General features: G+C 73.5%; 21 protein-coding genes and 1 tRNA gene. 13 read left to right on the plus strand and 9 right to left on the minus strand.

Annotated features, from left to right (window positions below):
- Positions 1 to 50 precede the first annotated feature (50 nt).
- The 3 genes from IE99_RS0114130 to IE99_RS0114140 all read right to left on the minus strand — a co-directional run bounded on the left by IE99_RS0114130 (position 51) and on the right by IE99_RS0114140 (position 2,584).
- Positions 51 to 569, minus strand: a complete 519-nt coding sequence (locus IE99_RS0114130) for a gluconokinase (RefSeq protein WP_030169549.1) — start codon at positions 567 to 569, stop codon at positions 51 to 53.
- Positions 566 to 1,147, minus strand: coding sequence for an isochorismatase family protein (locus tag IE99_RS0114135; RefSeq protein ID WP_030169550.1), 582 nt, complete (start codon positions 1,145 to 1,147; stop codon positions 566 to 568). The genes IE99_RS0114130 and IE99_RS0114135 overlap by 4 nt, the downstream gene beginning before the upstream one ends.
- Positions 1,148 to 1,234: 87 nt before the next feature.
- The gene (locus IE99_RS0114140; protein WP_051712497.1) at positions 1,235 to 2,584 is read right to left on the minus strand and encodes a nicotinate phosphoribosyltransferase; all 1,350 of its coding nucleotides are present in this window, start codon (positions 2,582 to 2,584) and stop codon (positions 1,235 to 1,237) included.
- A gap of 108 nt (positions 2,585 to 2,692) precedes the next feature.
- On the opposite strand from IE99_RS0114140, the gene clpS reads away from it, so the two are divergent.
- The 11 genes from clpS (at position 2,693) to rdgB (ending at position 10,873) form a co-directional block, all read left to right on the plus strand.
- The gene (clpS, locus tag IE99_RS0114145) at positions 2,693 to 2,989 is read left to right on the plus strand and encodes an ATP-dependent Clp protease adapter ClpS (RefSeq protein ID WP_030169552.1); all 297 of its coding nucleotides are present in this window, start codon (positions 2,693 to 2,695) and stop codon (positions 2,987 to 2,989) included.
- Positions 2,989 to 3,549, plus strand: a complete 561-nt coding sequence (locus IE99_RS0114150; RefSeq protein ID WP_030169560.1) for a DUF2017 domain-containing protein — start codon at positions 2,989 to 2,991, stop codon at positions 3,547 to 3,549. The genes clpS and IE99_RS0114150 overlap by 1 nt, the downstream gene beginning before the upstream one ends.
- Positions 3,550 to 3,953: 404 nt before the next feature.
- Entirely contained in the window at positions 3,954 to 4,967 is a 1,014-nt protein-coding gene (locus IE99_RS0114155; protein ID WP_051712498.1) for a sensor histidine kinase, read from the plus strand.
- A gap of 10 nt (positions 4,968 to 4,977) precedes the next feature.
- Positions 4,978 to 5,394, plus strand: coding sequence for a M67 family metallopeptidase (locus tag IE99_RS0114160; protein ID WP_030169565.1), 417 nt, complete (start codon positions 4,978 to 4,980; stop codon positions 5,392 to 5,394).
- Positions 5,395 to 5,640: 246 nt separating this feature from the next.
- Positions 5,641 to 5,913 (plus strand): MoaD/ThiS family protein, encoded by a 273-nt coding sequence (locus IE99_RS0114170; protein WP_030169567.1) that lies wholly within the window; start codon positions 5,641 to 5,643, stop codon positions 5,911 to 5,913.
- A 25-nt stretch (positions 5,914 to 5,938) separates the two neighbouring features.
- Positions 5,939 to 6,886 (plus strand): PLP-dependent cysteine synthase family protein, encoded by a 948-nt coding sequence (locus tag IE99_RS0114175; protein ID WP_030169570.1) that lies wholly within the window; start codon positions 5,939 to 5,941, stop codon positions 6,884 to 6,886.
- A 113-nt stretch (positions 6,887 to 6,999) separates the two neighbouring features.
- Positions 7,000 to 7,794: a thioesterase family protein gene (locus IE99_RS0114180; protein WP_030169573.1), complete on the plus strand. Its 795-nt coding sequence runs from the start codon at positions 7,000 to 7,002 to the stop codon at positions 7,792 to 7,794.
- A gap of 121 nt (positions 7,795 to 7,915) precedes the next feature.
- A complete protein-coding gene (murI, locus tag IE99_RS0114185) occupies positions 7,916 to 8,743 on the plus strand; it encodes a glutamate racemase (RefSeq protein ID WP_030169576.1) in 828 nt (275 codons plus the stop codon).
- Between the two features lie 29 nt (positions 8,744 to 8,772).
- The gene (locus IE99_RS0114190) at positions 8,773 to 9,522 is read left to right on the plus strand and encodes an MBL fold metallo-hydrolase (protein ID WP_030169579.1); all 750 of its coding nucleotides are present in this window, start codon (positions 8,773 to 8,775) and stop codon (positions 9,520 to 9,522) included.
- Between the two features lie 17 nt (positions 9,523 to 9,539).
- The gene (gene rph, locus IE99_RS0114195; protein ID WP_030169581.1) at positions 9,540 to 10,259 is read left to right on the plus strand and encodes a ribonuclease PH; all 720 of its coding nucleotides are present in this window, start codon (positions 9,540 to 9,542) and stop codon (positions 10,257 to 10,259) included.
- Positions 10,256 to 10,873, plus strand: a complete 618-nt coding sequence (rdgB, locus tag IE99_RS0114200) for an RdgB/HAM1 family non-canonical purine NTP pyrophosphatase (RefSeq protein ID WP_030169584.1) — start codon at positions 10,256 to 10,258, stop codon at positions 10,871 to 10,873. Before rph ends, rdgB begins: the two co-directional genes overlap by 4 nt.
- Here the strand turns inward: rdgB and IE99_RS0114205 are convergent.
- From IE99_RS0114205 to IE99_RS0114220, 4 genes are all read right to left on the minus strand, one after another.
- Positions 10,870 to 11,712 carry an MEDS domain-containing protein gene (locus IE99_RS0114205; protein WP_030169587.1) on the minus strand — a complete coding sequence of 281 codons (843 nt, stop codon included), beginning with the start codon at positions 11,710 to 11,712 and terminating at the stop codon, positions 10,870 to 10,872. The genes rdgB and IE99_RS0114205 overlap by 4 nt on opposite strands.
- A 101-nt stretch (positions 11,713 to 11,813) precedes the next feature.
- Complete coding sequence (locus IE99_RS0114210; protein WP_030169591.1) at positions 11,814 to 12,722, minus strand: sensor histidine kinase; 909 nt, start codon at positions 12,720 to 12,722, stop codon at positions 11,814 to 11,816.
- Positions 12,719 to 13,642, minus strand: a complete 924-nt coding sequence (locus tag IE99_RS0114215) for an MEDS domain-containing protein (RefSeq protein ID WP_030169595.1) — start codon at positions 13,640 to 13,642, stop codon at positions 12,719 to 12,721. The genes IE99_RS0114210 and IE99_RS0114215 overlap by 4 nt, the downstream gene beginning before the upstream one ends.
- Before the next feature lie 82 nt (positions 13,643 to 13,724).
- On the minus strand, positions 13,725 to 14,693 hold the full coding sequence (locus IE99_RS0114220; protein WP_030169598.1) for an anti-sigma factor RsbA family regulatory protein: 969 nt from the start codon (positions 14,691 to 14,693) through the stop codon (positions 13,725 to 13,727).
- Positions 14,694 to 14,867: 174 nt separating this feature from the next.
- Here IE99_RS0114220 and IE99_RS0114225 point away from each other — a divergent pair.
- A tRNA-Leu gene (locus IE99_RS0114225) sits at positions 14,868 to 14,950 on the plus strand.
- Between the two features lie 32 nt (positions 14,951 to 14,982).
- Here the strand turns inward: IE99_RS0114225 and bcp are convergent.
- On the minus strand, positions 14,983 to 15,450 hold the full coding sequence (gene bcp, locus IE99_RS0114230; RefSeq protein ID WP_030169601.1) for a thioredoxin-dependent thiol peroxidase: 468 nt from the start codon (positions 15,448 to 15,450) through the stop codon (positions 14,983 to 14,985).
- A 126-nt stretch (positions 15,451 to 15,576) separates the two neighbouring features.
- On the opposite strand from bcp, the gene IE99_RS0114235 reads away from it, so the two are divergent.
- Positions 15,577 to 15,879: a DUF3618 domain-containing protein gene (locus tag IE99_RS0114235; RefSeq protein WP_030169616.1), complete on the plus strand. Its 303-nt coding sequence runs from the start codon at positions 15,577 to 15,579 to the stop codon at positions 15,877 to 15,879.
- Here IE99_RS0114235 and IE99_RS31155 read toward each other — a convergent pair.
- Positions 15,833 to 16,156, minus strand: a complete 324-nt coding sequence (locus IE99_RS31155; RefSeq protein WP_169744428.1) for an anti-sigma factor family protein — start codon at positions 16,154 to 16,156, stop codon at positions 15,833 to 15,835. The genes IE99_RS0114235 and IE99_RS31155 overlap by 47 nt on opposite strands.
- Positions 16,157 to 16,169 lie beyond the last annotated feature (13 nt).

The following is a 16,169-nucleotide window of genomic DNA, read 5'->3' on the forward strand; positions in this document are numbered from 1 at the left end:
TCCCGCGAGCGGATCCGGCGCGCGCGGCGTGTCGGTGCCGCGGTCGGGGGTCACGCGGGGGTGGGGAGGGCCAGTTCGCGCAGGATCCGGTCGGTGATCTCGTCCGGGGTGCCCGCCACGGACACGGTGAGGACGTCCTCGCCGGGGGCCGGGGGTTCCAGGGTCGCCAGCTGGCTCTCCAGGAGGGCCGGGTCGAAGAAGTGACCGGAGCGGGCCTGGATGCGGGCGGCCAAGAGCTCGGGGTCGCCGTCCAAGAGGACGATCCGGATCCCGTCGCGGCCGTGCGTCAGCCGGGCGCGGTAGGCCCGTTTCAGGGCGGAGCACGTGACGACGCCCGGACGGCCGGTCGCCAGGCGGTCGTCGGCCCAGGCGGCGATGGCGTCCAGCCAGGGGCCGCGGTCGGCGTCGGTCAGCGGGGTGCCCGCCCGCATCTTGGCGACGTTGGCGGGCGAATGGAAGTCGTCCGCCTCGGCGTAGTCCCAGCCGAGGCGGTGGGCGAGGAGGCGTCCGACGGTGGTCTTGCCGCTGCCGGAGACCCCGGCGACGAGGACGATCTCCGGTGCGCTCACGCGCCCACGACCGGGGCGCCGGTGAGGCGGACGCCCTCCGCGTCGAGCTCGGCCAGGGCGCGGTCGACGGTCGCCTTGCTCACCCCCGCGGTGAGGTCGAGGAGGACGGTGGTCGCCAGCCCGGCGCGGACGGCGTCCACGGCGGTCGCCCGGACGCAGTGGTCGGTGGCGATGCCGACGATGTCCACGGTGTCGACGCCCCGGGCGCCCAGCCAGTCGGCGAGCGGGACGTCGTCGTCCGAGACGCCCTCGAAGCCGCTGTAGGCGGCGCTCTCGCGGCCCTTGCTGAAGACGGTCTCGATCGGCGCGAGGACGAGGTTGGGGTGGAAGTCGGCGCCGGGGGTGCCGATCACGCAGTGCGGCGGCCAGGTGTCGACGAAGTCGGGGGCCTCGGCGAAGTGGTCGCCGGGGTCGAGGTGGAAGTCGCGTGTCGCGACGATGTGCGCGTAGTCGGATTCGTGCCCGGCCACGTGGCCGGAGATGGCGGTGGCGATGTCCGCGCCGCCGCCGACGGCGAGCGACCCGCCCTCGCAGAAGTCGTTCTGCACGTCCACGATGATCAGAGCCTTCTTGCCCATGACCGCTCCTCTGCCCGGTGCCTCATCCGGTTGTCCCCCGACATGGGGAACGCTATCCCAGCCTTTTCCGATCGAGGCGCGGGCGGATCACGGGCGCGGGCCGCCCTCGGTGAACTCCGTCGGGATCGCCGGTTCGCCACGGGAGAGCTGATGGGCCGTCGGCGGGAGCTCGTCGAGCGCGCGGGCGTGCCGGTCGCGCGCCGCCCGAAGGGGCTCGCGGCCGACGATCTCGCCGTTCTCCACCAGGGGGACCTGGAGGACGCGGTCGCGGGCGCCGGAGGCCGGCTCGCCCGTGCAGATCTCTTCGGTGCGGGCGGTGCCGTGGCCGTCGATGCGGCGGACGGCGGTCTTGCGGCCGCCCCGGGTCGGCTTGCCCGTGGAGCGTTTGGCGACCGCGCGCATCGGGGCGTCCGGTTCCGGGCCGTCCGAGCGCGCGACGAGCTTGTAGACGAGGGAGGCGGTCGGGGCGCCGGACCCGGTGACCAGGGACGTGCCGACGCCGTAGCCGTCGACGGGGGTGGCGGCGAGGGCCGCGATGCCGTACTCGTCGAGGTCGCCGGTCACCACGATGCGGGTGCCGGTGGCGCCGAGGGAGTCGAGGAGCGCGCGCGTCTCGGTCGCGACGGTGCCGAGGTCGCCGCTGTCGATCCGGACGGCGCCGAGGGACGTGCCGGCGAGCTCCACCGCCGTCCGCACCGCCCGCTCCACGTCGTAGGTGTCGACGAGGAGCGTCGTCGAGGCGCCGAGGGACGCGAGCTGCGCCTCGAACGCGTGCCGTTCGCTGTCGTGCAGCAGCGTGAACGCGTGGGCGCTGGTCCCGGCCGTCGGGACGCCGTAGCGGCGGCCGGCCTGGAGGTTGGACGTGGTGGTGAAGCCCGCGATGTAGGCGGCGCGGGCCGCGGCGACGGCGGCCTCCTCGTGGGTGCGGCGCGACCCCATCTCGATGATCGGACGGTCCTGCGCGGCCCGCACCATCCTGGACGCGGCGGACGCGATGGCGCAGTCGTGGTTCAGGACCGACAGGACCAGCGTCTCCAGCAGCACCGCCTCGGCGAACGTCCCCTCGACGGTGAGGACGGGGGAGTCGGGGAAGTAGCACTCGCCCTCGGCGTAGCCCCGGACGCTCCCGGTGAACCGGTACGTCTCCAGCCACCGCGCGGTCGGCTCGTCCACGATGCCGTTCGCGGTGAGGAACTCCAGCTCCGCCGCGTCGAACCGGAACGCCTCGATCGCGTCGAGGAGCCGGCCCGTCCCGGCCACGACGCCGTAGCGGCGGCCGGCGGGCAGGCTGCGGGCGAACACCTCGAAGACCGCGCGGCGCTCCGCGGTGCCGCTGCGCAGCGCGGCCTGGAGCATGGTCAGTTCGTAGCGGTCGGTCCGCAGTGCCGTGCCGTCGAGGTCCACGAGTGGCACCCTAAGCCCCCGTGTGTGCACCATGGATGTGCAGGCCACCGCATGCGTCCTCCGGGGGCGGTGGCGACGACGGGGAGAGGGGAGATCGTCGCGGATGTTCACGCGTGAGAGCGGCGGGGAGGGGGCGCGGCGATGAGCACCGCCCCCGCGCCGGTCGAGCTCGACCGGCCGGACATCGAGCATGATCTGGGCGCCGACCGGCCCTGGCTGGCGATCGTCTGGAACGACCCGATCAACCTCATGTCGTACGTCACGTTCGTGTTCCAGACGGTGTTCGGCTATCCCAAGACGAAGGCCGAGAAGCTGATGCTGGACGTCCACCACAAGGGTCGTGCCGTCGTCGCGAACGGGACCCGTGAGGAGATGGAGCGCGACGTGGAGATCCTGCACTCCTACGGGCTGTGGGCGACCGTGAAGCGGGACGACTGATGAGCCGGGTGCGCAGGACGCCGGACGGCGTCGCGGTGGAGCTGGAGGCGGCGGAGGCGTCGCTCGTCCGGACGCTCATGGAGCAGCTGATCGAGCTGCTCGGGGAGACGCCGGGCGCCGGCGGGGAGCTCGCCTCGGTGGGCATCGCCGAGGACGCCGCCCTGCCGGACGATCCCGTCCTGGCGCGGCTGTTCCCGGACGCGTACCGCGACGACGGCGAGGCGGCGGGGGAGTTCCGCCGGTACACCGAGATCGGGCTGCGGGACGGCAAGCGCGACGCCGCGAACGCCGTGCTGTCCTCCCTGAAGGCGGGCGCGGCGCACGAGGACGCGGCGCCGGGCGGTGGCGATGCCGAGGTCCTGCTGACGCCGGACGAGGCGCAGGCGTGGCTGCGGGCGGTGAACGATCTTCGGCTGGCGCTCGGCACCCGCCTCGACATCGGCGAGGAGTGGTACGAGGAGCTGGACGACCTCGATCCGCGCGACCCGCGGCTGCCGATGTTCGCGGCGTACGACTGGCTGACGATGCTGCAGGAGAGCCTCGTGCGCGCCGTCTGGTGACGCGGCCGGACTCGGCCATGGGCGATATCACGCATCGTCCGGATTTCAGTGCATTGCGTGGTGTTAGCTGCTCCCAGGGGACATCGGTGCCCGCCCCGCGGGCCGACCTGGGAGGCTGCCATGTCCGCTCCGGGCATCGCCCAGAAGGCCGCCGGCGGGTCCGGTGCGGTGGCCGGGGAGGGCTCTGCCTGACGTGCCTCCTGACGTGCCGCCCGACGCGCCGGGGCGGAGCGCTGTGCCGTCCGGATACCGGTTGGTACGTTGGGCGGACCGGAATGCCGGGATTCGCCGTGGAGTGGCGGCCGCCCCACGGGATCAGGAGGCGCCATGAGCGGCGATCGGCCCAGCATGGCCGGTGCCCCGCGCCCCGGCGCGTTCCCCGGCACCGTCCGGGAGAGCGTCCGATGAGGTCGAAGGGGTCCACGGGGGAGGGGCTCACCAAGGGCGGGGCCGCGACGCGCGGCCTGATCCACCGGGCGCTCGTCTACGGGTCGGAGCGCGACTTCGCCGAGACGGTCGTGCCGTGCCTGCGGGAGGGACGGCGGGCGGGCGACGCCCTCGTGGCCATCGTCGCGCCGGAGCGGGCGGACCTGCTGCGCGCGGAGCTGGACCCCGGGACCGCTCGGGCGATCGAGTTCATCGACGCGGCGGAGTGGTTCACCGGTCCGATGGCCACGCTCGCGGCCTACTACGACCGGACGCGGGAGCAGTGGTGGCCGCGCGGCCGGCTGCTCCTGCTCGCCGAGCCGCCCTGGGCGGGGCGGTCGCCGCTGGAGATCCGCGAGTGGCACCGCCACGAGTCGCTGCTGAACGCGGCGTTCGCGGGCAGCCCGTCCACCTTCCTGTGCGCGTACGACGCGCGGCTGCCCGGGGCCGTCCTGGACGAGGTGCCCCGCACCCACCCGGAGCTGTCAGGGCCGCGCGGCTCTACGCCGAGCGGCCGGTTCACCGATCCGGCCGGCTACTACGCCGAGTGCAACGCGGAGCCGCTGGCGCCGCCGCCCGCGCACGCGGCCGAGCGCGGCTTCACGAGCGGCGGGCTGCCCGGCCTGCGGGCGTTCCTGCAGGCCGAGGCGGTGCGCCTCGGGCTGCCCGAGCAGCGGTCGCTGTCGTTCGTGCTGGCCGTGAACGAGGTCGCCACCAACATCATCCGGGAGGGCGGCGGGCAGGGCCGGCTGTGGGTGTGGGCCGCCGGCGGCGAGCTGGTCTGCGACGTCGTCGACCCGCTCAGCGCGCTGAGCGACCGGTTCCTCGGCTACGCGCCGCCGACCGGGCCGCGCCGCGGCGAGGCGGCGATGTGGGCGGTGCGGCGGCTCTGCCACATCGTGGAGATCCGGTCCGGCGCGTCGGGGACGGTGATCCGGATGCACGTCCCGCTCGCCGCACCCCTGGCCGGAGGGCCGGGCGGGCGGCGGTAGCCTTCCCGTCATGCTGACGATCGAGCGTGCACTGGTAGACCAGATCGTCGCGCATGCGCGCGCCGACCATCCCGACGAGGCCTGCGGCATCGTGGCCGGGCCGGCCGGCTCGGACCGGCCCGTCCGGTTCGTCGCGATGATGAACGCCGCGCGGTCTCCCACGTTCTACGAGTTCGACTCGATGGAGCAGCTCAAGCTGTGGAACGAGATGGACGACCGCGATGAGGAAGCCGTCGTGATCTACCACTCGCACACCGCCACGGAGGCGTACCCCTCCCGGACCGACATCGCCCTCGCGGCCGAGCCGGGCGCCCACTACGTGCTCGTCTCCACGCGTGACGAGGACGAGGTCGAGTTCCGCTCCTACCGGATCGTCGACGGCGTCGTGACGGAAGAAGAGGTCACCATCGTCGACTCGTACGCGTGAGGCGCGCCGGATCGGGTGACAGGTAAACTGGGCGTCATGGGCACGAACGGGCAGCGGACGGGCGCGCGGCGCCGGGTCCGCTCCGTCGTCGTGCCGCCCGTGCAGAGCTTCCTGTTCGGGCATTCGCGCGCCGAGGTCGTCTACGACTGTCGCTGACGCGCCTGATCTTGCCTGGAATTCCCCCGCTCGCCGCCCGGTTGTGACCCGAGGGCGGCGAGCCCCTGTGAGCAGAAGGAGATCATCGCGATGGCGATCGAGGTCCGGATCCCGACGATCCTGCGTAACCTCACCGGCGGCGACAAGGCCGTCGAGGGCAAGGGCGGCACGCTCGGTGAGCTGTTCGCCGACCTGGACGTCCGCCACCCCGGCCTGCGAGACCGGCTCGTGGACGACAAGGGCCTGCGCAAATTCGTCAACGTCTACCTGAACGACGAGGACGTCCGCTTCCTCGCCGGGCTGGAGACCGAGGTCGCCGACGGCGACAACGTGACGATCCTGCCCGCCGTCGCCGGCGGCTGAGACCGGCCTGGACTGGGACGAACCCATGCGTTTCGACTCGCTGCTGGACTCGCTGGGCCGGACGCCGCTCGTGGGTCTGCCCCGGCTTTCGCCGTCCGCCGACGTCCGGATCTGGGCGAAGCTGGAGGACCGGAACCCGACCGGGTCCGTGAAGGACCGGCCCGCCTTCTACATGATCGAGAAGGCGGAGAAGGACGGGCTGCTGACCCCCGGCTGCACGATCCTGGAGCCGACGTCCGGCAACACGGGCATCTCGCTCGCCATGGTCGCGAAGCTGCGCGGCTACCGGATGGTGTGCGTGATGCCGGAGAACACCTCGTCCGAGCGGCGCCAGCTGCTGGAGATGTGGGGCGCGGAGATCATCTCGTCCCCGGCGGCGGGCGGCTCCAACGAGGCGGTCCGGGTGGCCAAGCGCCTGTCGGCGGAGAACCCGGACTGGGTGATGCTCTACCAGTACGGCAACGAGGCCAACGCGCTCGCCCACTACGAGACGACCGGCCCGGAGATCCTCGCCGACCTGCCGACGGTCACGCACTTCGTCGCGGGCCTCGGCACCACGGGGACGCTGATGGGCGTCGGCCGGTACCTGCGCGAGCGGGTGCCGGACGTGAAGGTCGTCGCGGCGGAGCCCCGCTACGGGGAGCTGGTGTACGGGCTGCGCAACATCGACGAGGGCTTCATCCCCGAGCTGTACGACGACTCCGTCCTGACCACCCGGTTCTCGGTCGGGTCGCGGGACGCGCTGCGCCGCACCCGCGAGCTGCTGGAGCGGGAGGGCATCTTCGCGGGGGTCTCGACGGGCGGCGCGCTGCACGCCGCGATCGGGATGGCGAACAAGGCGGTGAAGGCGGGCGAGCGCGCCGACATCGTCTTCATCGTCGCGGACGGCGGCTGGAAGTACCTGTCCACGGGCGCCTACGGCGGCACGCTGGACGAGGCGGAGGCGCGCCTGGAGGGCCAGCTCTGGGCCTGAGGCGGGTGTGACCGATGGAACGGCCCCGGGCGGCTGCCCGGGGCCGTTCGGCTGGGTAGAGTCCCTACTCGAATGTCATTCTAGAAACGGTGCACCAGCTGGGGAGAGTGCGGATGAGCCGGTTCGGCGACGCCACCGCGATCACGAAGATCGAGGACGGCCGCTACGAGGTCGAGCTCGACGGGGCCTACGGCTTCGCCGAAGCGATCAACGGTGGCTACCTGATGGCCGTTCTCGGCCGCGCCGCGGTCGACGCGTCGGCGCACGCCCACCCGCTCGCGACCGCCGCGAACTTCCTGCGGGTCGCCAAGCCGGGCCGTGCCGAGGTACTGGTCGACACCCGCAAGGAGGGCCGGACGGCCGGCACCCACCTGGTGTCGCTCGTCCAGAACGGCGACCGGCTCGTCGACGCGATGATCACCACGGGCACGCTGGACGCCGGCACCGAACCGGACTGGACGGGCGAGGCGCCCCCGCCGCTGCCCGCCGTGGAGGACTGCACCGCCTTCCAGCCGCCGTCCGCCGCCGAGCGCGGCTTTGCCGATCAGGTCGACATGCGTTTCGACAAGGCCACGGTCGGCTGGCTCGACGGTAAGCCCAGCGGCCGCCCCGAGGCCCGCGCCTGGTTCCGGCTGCACGACGGCCACGAGCCCGACGCGTTCGCCCTCGCCCTCGCGGTGGACGCCCTCCCGCCCGTCGCCCTCAACCTCGGCGCCAAGGGCTGGGCCCCCACCGTCGAGCTGACCTGGCACCTGCGGGCCGTTCCCGCGCCCGGCTGGCTCGCCCTGCACGGCAGCGGCCGGCTCCTCGCGGGCGGCTGGTTCGACGAGGAGGTCGAGGTCTGGGACTCCGCGGGGCGCCTCGTCGCGCAGAGCCGCCAGATCGCCCGCGTCGGCCGCGCCCGCTGAGCCGCGCCGCGAGCGCGCCGCCCCCGCTGCGACATCACGGGCAGCGGTCCCCGCTCCGCTCCGTGTGATGTCCGACGCAAGACGTACGCCTCCGGCGACGCGTCCCCTAGCCTGTAGGACCATGCCCGACACCGACCCTGCCGACCTGCCCATCGGGGTCTTCGACAGCAGCTTCGGCGGCCTCACGGTCGCCCGCGCGATCCTCGACCAGCTGCCCGCCGAGCCGATCCTCTACCTCGGCGACTCGGCGCGCCAGCCGTACGGCCCCCGCCCGATCGCGGAGGTCCGCGCGTACGCGCTGGAGATGCTGGACGAGCTCGTCGGCGAGGGCGTGAAGATGCTGGTGATCGCCTGCAACAGCGCCAGCTCGGCGATGCTGCGGGACGCCCGGGAACGCTACGACGTCCCGGTCGTCGAGGTGATCAACCCGGCGACCCGGCGCGCGGCGCGCGCCACCGCCAACGGCAGGGTGGGACTGATCGCCACCGAGGCGACGGTGAACAGCCGCTCCTACGAGGACGCGTTCGCCGCCGCCCCGCACATCGAGCTCGTCGCCGCGGCCTGCCCGCGCTTCGTGGAGTTCGTCGAGGCGGGAGTGACGGGCGGGGACGAGCTTCTCGACGCCGCCCGCCACTACCTCGCGCCGATCATCGCCGCCGAGTGCGACACCCTCATCCTCGGCTGCACCCATTACCCATTGCTGACGGGCGTCATCTCGTATGTCGTCGGCGACGGGGTCACACTGGTCTCAAGTGCCGACGAGACCGCCAAGGACGTGTATCGCGTGCTGCACGACCGGGGACTGGCCCGCGCGGAGGGGATGCCCGAACCGCGGCACCGGTTCCGCACGACCGGCGACCCCGACGTGTTCGCCGCCCTCGGCCGCCGGTTCCTCGGGCCGGAGATCGGCGCCGTCGAGACCACCCAGAGCACTGCTCTGACGACCTGATTCCTCGGGAACCAAGAGGAGGAGTGAGCGTGCGGGTCACTGTGATCGGCTGCTCCGGCAGTTTCCCGGGGCCGGACAGCCCCGCGTCCAGCTATCTCGTGGAGGCGGACGGCTTCTCCATGCTGCTCGACATCGGCAACGGGTCGATCGGCAGCCTCCAGCGCTTCCACGGCGTGCTCGACATCGACGCCGTCTGCATCTCCCACCTCCACCCCGACCACTGCCTGGACCTCACGGTGTACTGGATCGCGCGGACGTACTGTCCGGGCGGGCCGGCGCCCCGCATCCCGGTGTACGGGCCGGAGGGCACGGCCGAGCACATGATCAAGGCGTACGAGCTGGAACCGAACCCCGGCATGACCGACACCTTCGAGTTCCGGCCGTTCGAACCCGGGCCGTTCGCCCTCGGTCCCTTCACGGTGACGACCGCGCTGATGAACCATCCGGTCGAGGCGTACGGGCTGCGGATCGAGCACGGCGGCAAGGTGCTGACGTACTCCGGCGACACCGGACGCAGCGACGTGCTGGTGCGGCTCGCGCGGGACGCGGACCTGTTCCTGTGCGAAGCGGGGTTCGAGGACCGTCCCGACCTGCCGCCCGACATGCACCTGACCGGCCGGGAGGCCGGCGAGCACGCCCAGCGCGCCGGCGCCGCCCGGCTGGTCCTCACGCACCTGCTGCCGTGGAACGACCCCGCGGAGACGCTCGCCGAGGCCAAGGCCAGCGGGTTCGGCGGGCCGATCGAGCTCGCGGAGGTCGGCGCCCGCTACGAGTTGTGAGCACTAAGGTGGACGGCATGGCCCGTCCCGATGATCGTGCTTTCGACCAGCTCCGCCCCATCCGCATCCAGCGCGGGTGGCTCGACCACGCGGAGGGCTCGGTGCTCGTCGAGTTCGGCAGGACGCGGGTGCTGTGCGCCGCGTCCGTCCAGGACTCGGTGCCCCGGTGGCGGCGCGAGAGCGGCCTCGGCTGGGTGACGGCCGAGTACGCGATGCTGCCGCGCGCCACCGACACCCGCAACGACCGCGAGTCGATCAAGGGGCGGGTCGGCGGGCGGACGCACGAGATCTCGCGGCTGATCGGCCGGTCCATCCGGGCGTGCGTCGACTTCAAGGCGCTCGGCGAGAACACCGTCCAGCTGGACTGCGACGTCCTGCAGGCCGACGGCGGCACCCGCACCGCCGCCATCACCGGCGCGTACGTCGCGCTCGCCGACGCGGTCACCTGGATGCGGGAGCGCCGGCTGACCAAGGGCGACCCGCTGGTCACGTCGATCTCCGCGGTCAGTGTCGGCGTCGTCGACCGCGAGCCGCGGCTCGACCTCTGCTACGAGGAGGACGCCGCCGCCGGTACCGACATGAACGTCGTGTGCACCGGCGACGGCCGGTTCGTCGAGGTGCAGGGCACCGCCGAGGGCACCCCGTTCGACCGGGCCGAGCTGGACGCGCTGCTCGACCTCGCCGCGGGCGGCTGCGCCGAGCTCACCCGCCTCCAGCTGGAGGCGCTGGCCCGGTGAGCCGGATCGTTCTCGCGACCCGTAACGCGGGCAAGATCGCCGAACTGGGACGCATCCTCGCGGACGCGCACGTCGACGTCATCGGGCTGGAGGCGTTCCCCGACGCGCCGGACATCCCCGAGACGGAGCAGACCTTCGCGGGGAACGCGCTGCTCAAGGCCCGCGCCATCGCCGCGCACACCGGCCTGCCGGCCGTCTCCGACGACTCCGGCCTGTGCGTGGACGCGCTGAACGGCATGCCGGGCGTGCTGTCCGCCCGCTGGTCGGGCCGCTTCGGCGACGCCTCCGGTGACAAGGACGCCGCGAACGTCAGGCTCGTCCTCGACCAGCTCGCCGACGTCGCCGACGACCTGCGCGGCGCGCACTTCCGCTGCGTCGCGGCGCTCGTCGTGCCGGGCGGCGCCGAGCGCACGGTCGAGGGCCGCATGCCCGGCCGGATCATCCGGGCGCCGCGCGGCACCGGCGGCTTCGGCTACGACCCGATCTTCGTGCCAGACGGGGAGTCCCGCACGGCCGCCGAGCTGTCCCCGGCGGAGAAGGACGCGATCAGCCATCGCGGCCTCGCCTTCCGCGCGCTCGCGGAGATCCTGCCGGACGTGCTGGCGGCCGGTTAGGCCGGGGCGCCGACGCGCAGGCCGGGCAGCCTCGCCCAGCCGACCGTGTCGAGGACGGCGCGCATCTCCGGCGCCATGCGGTCGAGGACGACCGAGCCCGTCCCGGCGCGGCCCGCGACGTCCGCGAGCAGGTTGATGGCGCCGAGGTCGATGAAGCCGAGCCCGGCCATGTCGAGATGGATGTCGCGGCCCGCCGGGAGGATGGCGAGGGCCTGGTCGAGAACCGCGTGCCGGGACGCGTCGAGCTCCCCCGACAGGGAGAGCCCGGCGGGCTGGAAGGTCCGGACGATCGTGAGCACGGGATCCTCGAACTCGGGGTCGGGCGCGGCGCGGACGGCGTGCCGCGCGCGCAGCGCTTCGAGGTCCGCCGCGTCACAGCGGCGGCGGTCCAGCGGGCAGATCGCGGTGACGCGGGTGCTCGGCGCCGTGATCCGCTCGAGGTGCTCCTCGCAGGCGAGCAGGACCTCCAGCCCGTCCGGGCGGCGCAGCGCCCAGGTCAGGTCGGCGATGATCCGTACGGCGCGGACGCCGTGCCGGTCGGCGCGGGCGACCTCCGCGGCCAGCGCGTCCCGCACGGCCTCCGGGTCGAGCCGGGCGCGCGGGCCTTCGTCGGCGGCGATGACCGTGAGCAGCCGGTGCGCGGCGCGCGGCGGGACGCCCGGCACCGCCGCGGCGGCGTCGCCGGTGAGGTAGAGGACCGCCTCGCGGGCGCGCAGCCCGCCCCGGACGTAGGCGCCGACGACGTGCTGGAACTCGTCCTCCCCGGCGTACGCCAGGCAGGCGTGATCGCCGGGTCGCAGGTCGCTGACCGGCCTGCGCACGGACCAGAGGGTGTCCATCACACCTTCCACCACGGGTCGGGAGCCGTTTCCAGCATGACACGCGGCTCGCGGCGGAGGCAGTCGGGAGGGGCGGTGCGGTTTGCCAGTATGTGAGACGTTTACCGATGCACGTGCATTCGCACAAAGGTCCCGTCCCATCCGGATCGGAGTTCGACCAGGTCGACGAGCAGTCGAACGGTCCACAACCCGAACCCGCGATGCAGCGCGGAGGCCGGGGGGACGAACCCCGTGAGCGGCCCCGCCCGCCAGTACCCGTGGTCGCCGACCTCGCAGACGAGCGTGTCCCCGTCCCGCCACGTCCACAGCCCGACCGGCGGGGCGCCGTGCCGCAGCGCGTTGGCCGCGGCCTCGTTCACCGCGGTCACGAGGTTGCGGGCGGCCTGCCGGCCGAGGCCGTGCCGCTCCGCCCGCCCGGCGACGAACGCCCGCAGCCGGTGCAGGTCGGCGCTCTCGATCGCGGTGTACTCGGCGTGGCCGGGCCGGTCGAACGTCAGGCGCCGGTCGCAGCCCGCCGCGAACACCTCCGGGTCGACGTAGGCGTTGTTCGCGCCCTCCCGCACCAGCCCGGGATGCGTGCGGCGCGCGGCGAACAGGATGTCCTCCGGGAGCCGCCCGGTGTCGTACATGCACATGGCCTGCGCGTCGGTGTCGGCGAACACCACATTGATGAGCGACTCGTAGCGGATCCACTCGAGCGTCTGCCGCTCCGTCCAGCCGGACCACACCGGCTCGGCCAGCGCGCACACCCGCCGGGGCGCGCTCTCCTTCGCGATCGCCTGGTAGTCGCGCAGCGTGTGGATGGGATGGCGGTAGAACCCGGCCGAGTCGATGAACGCGACCGTGCCGCCGTCCGGGCCGAGGACGTCCCGCAGCGCGCCGAGATTCGGCTCCTCCGCCACGGCGACGACCACCTCCTCCCGTTCCAGGCCCGCCCGCAGGAACGGGACCGCCACGGTGAGGAAGTCGTCCGTGCCGCCGTACAGGCACGCCGCGTGGTCAAGGGTCATCGGCCGAGGTCCTCCGTCCCGCCGGCGGCTCCGGCGCCCCGGACCAGGCCGGGCAGCCGGCGCCAGCCGACCATCTCGATCACGTTCTCCACGTCGGGGGCGAGGTGGTCGAGCACCAGCGCCTCGTCGGCGGGCAGGGCCAGCGCGTGCTGGGCGAGCAGGTTCAGCCCGCCGAGGTCGATGAACCGCAGCCGCGCGACGTCCAGGTGGACGCGGCGTCCCGCCCGGTTCACCGCCGCGAGCCGCTCGGCGAGGACCGTGTGCCGGGCCCCGTCCAGCTCGCCCTCCAGCCGCAGGCCGTGCGGCTCGAAGGTGCGGACGATCCGCAGCACGCCGTCGTCGAACTCGGGGTCGACCTCGATGAGGACCTCGTGGGTGTCGCGCAGCGCCAGCAGCTCCGCCCCGGAGCAGGTGCGCCGGTCGACCTGGCAGATCGCCATCGCCATCGTGCTCGGCGCGACCGTGTCGCCGACCCGGTGCTCGCAGCCCAGCATCTGGGCGAGGTCCGCACGGCCGGGCCCGGACAGCGCCCAGCTGTGGTCGGTCGTCAGCCGGACGGCGCGGAACCCCTCCGCGAACGCCCCGCCGAGCTCACGGCCGAGCGTGTCGGCCAGCATCGCCGGCTCGAACGCGCCGCGCCGGTCGAGGCAGGCGTCCGCGCGGGAGATCACCCGGAGCTGCCCGATCCGGGTGTAGGCGCCGACGTCGATCCGGTGGCCGTCGAGCGGACGGTCGAGGCCGGGAAGCCCGTCGGCGGGCGCGTCGGTGACGTAGACGACCTTCTCGTTGTGCCGCAGGCCCTCCCGGACGAAGGTGCCGATGACCCGGTCGCGCTCCTCGGCGCCGGCGTAGGCCAGCCAGCCGTGATCGCCGGGTCGGACGTCGCTGACGGGGCGTTTGGCGAACCAGGGTGCGTCCATGGAATGCCCATCGGGGGTGGGGGCCGGACCCGTCCAGCCTACGCCTCCACCGGGATTTGGAAAGCCCATCGCGAGGGGATCCTCACGCTCCGTCGCGACCGGGGAGGCGGAGCCACATGCGGACGGTCGTTCCGGCCTCGCCCGTCCTGATCTGCACGAGCGAGCACAGCAGCCGCACGGCCCAGAGCCCGAACCGGCCCTGCGCGGCGGTGCGCCGGTCCGGTCGCGGCGGGATCAGCCCGTAGCCCGAGCCGTCCCGCCAGCTGCCCGCGTCGGTCACCTCGCACACGAGACTGCGCTCGCCGGCGTCCACGCGCGTCCACACGCGCAGGGCGATCGGCGGCTCGCCGTGCCGCAGCGCGTTCGTGACGACCTCGGTGACGGCGACGAGGAGGCGCTGCAGGTCCTCGCCGGACAGGGCGGTGTGCCGGACCTGGTCGGCGACGTAGGCGCGCAGCCAGTACAGGTCGGGCCGCTCGATCCGCAGCGCGAACGTGCCGTCCGGCGGGCTCGGCAGCGGCTCGTCGTCGCACTGCGCGCTGAACGCCCACGGGTCGACGAAGCCGGGGTTGGCGCTGGCCCGGTCGCCGCGCACCGTCTCGGGGTGCGTCTTTCGGGCCGCCGCGACCACCCCCGGTGGCAGCGACGCCGCGTAGGGGCAGAGCAGGGACGCGCCGGTGTCGCGGAACGCGACGTTGAGGATGGCCTCGGCCCGCTGCCATTCCAGGACCTCGAGCGGCGACCGGAACGCCCACACCGGTTCGCCGAGGAGCCGCAGCCGCCGCCCCTCGCCCGCGCTGGCGTCGGCGTCGCTGAGGCAGTCGGCGAGCGTCCGGGACGGGTGCCCGTACCACGCGGCGGCGTCGACGAACTCGACCTCGCCGGCGGCGGCGCCCAGCTCGTCGCGCAGCAGCTCCTCGCGGCCCACGGTCGACACGCACACGACGCGGTCGCCCGCCGCGATCCCCTCCCGGACGAACGGGATCGCTCCGTCGAGGTACTCGTCCACCCCCGCGTACGGGAGCACGCGATGGGTGAACGCTCCGGTCACGGTCCCGATCAAGGCCTCACCGCTCCGTCGCCGCGAGCATGGACGCGTCAAGCGTAAGCCAGATCACACCGTACTGATGAGAATCTCGCCAATTGCCGCGTTCCGGTCGGTCGCATATCGGTGTTGTGCCCCGGGCCGGGACGCTAAGCTGAGCCCGCCCCGGCCGGGGCGCCCGCGGGCGTGGCGAAATGGCATACGCGGCAGGTTTAGGTCCTGTTGGTGGCGACACCGTGGGGGTTCGAATCCCCCCGCCCGCACTCCGGACCGGCCGCCGGTACCGGTCGCGGTGTCAGAGCGCCAGGTCGCGCCTGAGGCGGTCGACGTGGCCGGTGGCCTTCACGTTGTAGTAGGACTTCTCGACCGTGCCGTCCGCGCCGATGACGAACGTCGACCGGATGACGCCGACGACGACGCGCCCGTACAGCTTCTTCTCGCCGTACGCGCCGTACGCCTTCAGGGTCGCGGCCTCCGGGTCGGACAGCAGCGGGAAGGCCAGGCCCTCCTTGTCGCGGAACTTCGCGAGCTTCGCCGGCGCGTCCGGGGAGATACCGACCACGGTGACGCCCGCCGCCTCGAGCTCGGCGAGGCTGCTCTGGAAGTCGACCGACTCTTTGGTGCAGCCGGGGGTCATCGCCGCCGGGTAGAAGTAGAGGATCACGCGCCGGCCCCGCAGGGTCGCCAGCGACACCGGCTTCCCGTCGGCGTCGGGGAGCTCGAAATCCGGGGCGACATCGCCGGGCTGCAGCCGTTCGGACACCCTTGTTCCGCCTTTCCATCCGATGCTGGCCCCCACGCTACCGGCTGGGGGTACGGGGGGCGTTCCGGGACAAGACCTGCGACACTGTTCGGATCACGCTTCGCTCGACACGGTGAGGACACGGGAATGGGTGACAAGGGCCGAGACCCGGAGGCGCTGGAGCGGGAGATCGAGCGCACCCGGCTGGAGCTCGCGCGGACGATCGACGAGCTCGCCGACCGGGTCAACCCCCGGAACGTCGCGCACCGGGGGGCCGAGCGCCTGAAGGAGGAGGCCGGCAACGTCGCGCGCGTGCTCGGCGCCAGGGCGCGGACGGAGGACGGCGACGGCGAGCCGGGTCAGCTCGACAAGCGCGTCGTGCTGGCCGGTGTCGGCGTGGCGGTCACGCTGACCGCCCTGGTCCTCTGGCGGCGGAGCAGGCGCCGCTGAACCCCGGCCGGACGGCGCCGGACCGCGCTCCGCGGCCGGCGCCTCGCCGTCTCCGCGGGTCGTCGCGCCGGACGGGCCCGGCGGGCCGCACCGACCCCGTCGCCTGGACGGACCGCGCCAGCAGATCCGCGACGTCCCGCAGCTCCGCAAGCTCCGCCCGGCACGGCGGGCAGCCGTCCAGGTGCAGGCTCAGCTCGTCCGCCTCGGCCGGCGCCAGCCGCCCGAGGGCGTAGACGCCGAGGCCGAGGCGGTACGCGCCGCATCCCGTTGTTCCCACGTCCCCTGGTACG

The sequence above is a fragment of the Spirillospora albida genome (genome assembly GCF_000718255.1).
In the GTDB taxonomy this organism is placed as follows: Bacteria; Actinomycetota; Actinomycetes; order Streptosporangiales; family Streptosporangiaceae; genus Spirillospora; species Spirillospora albida.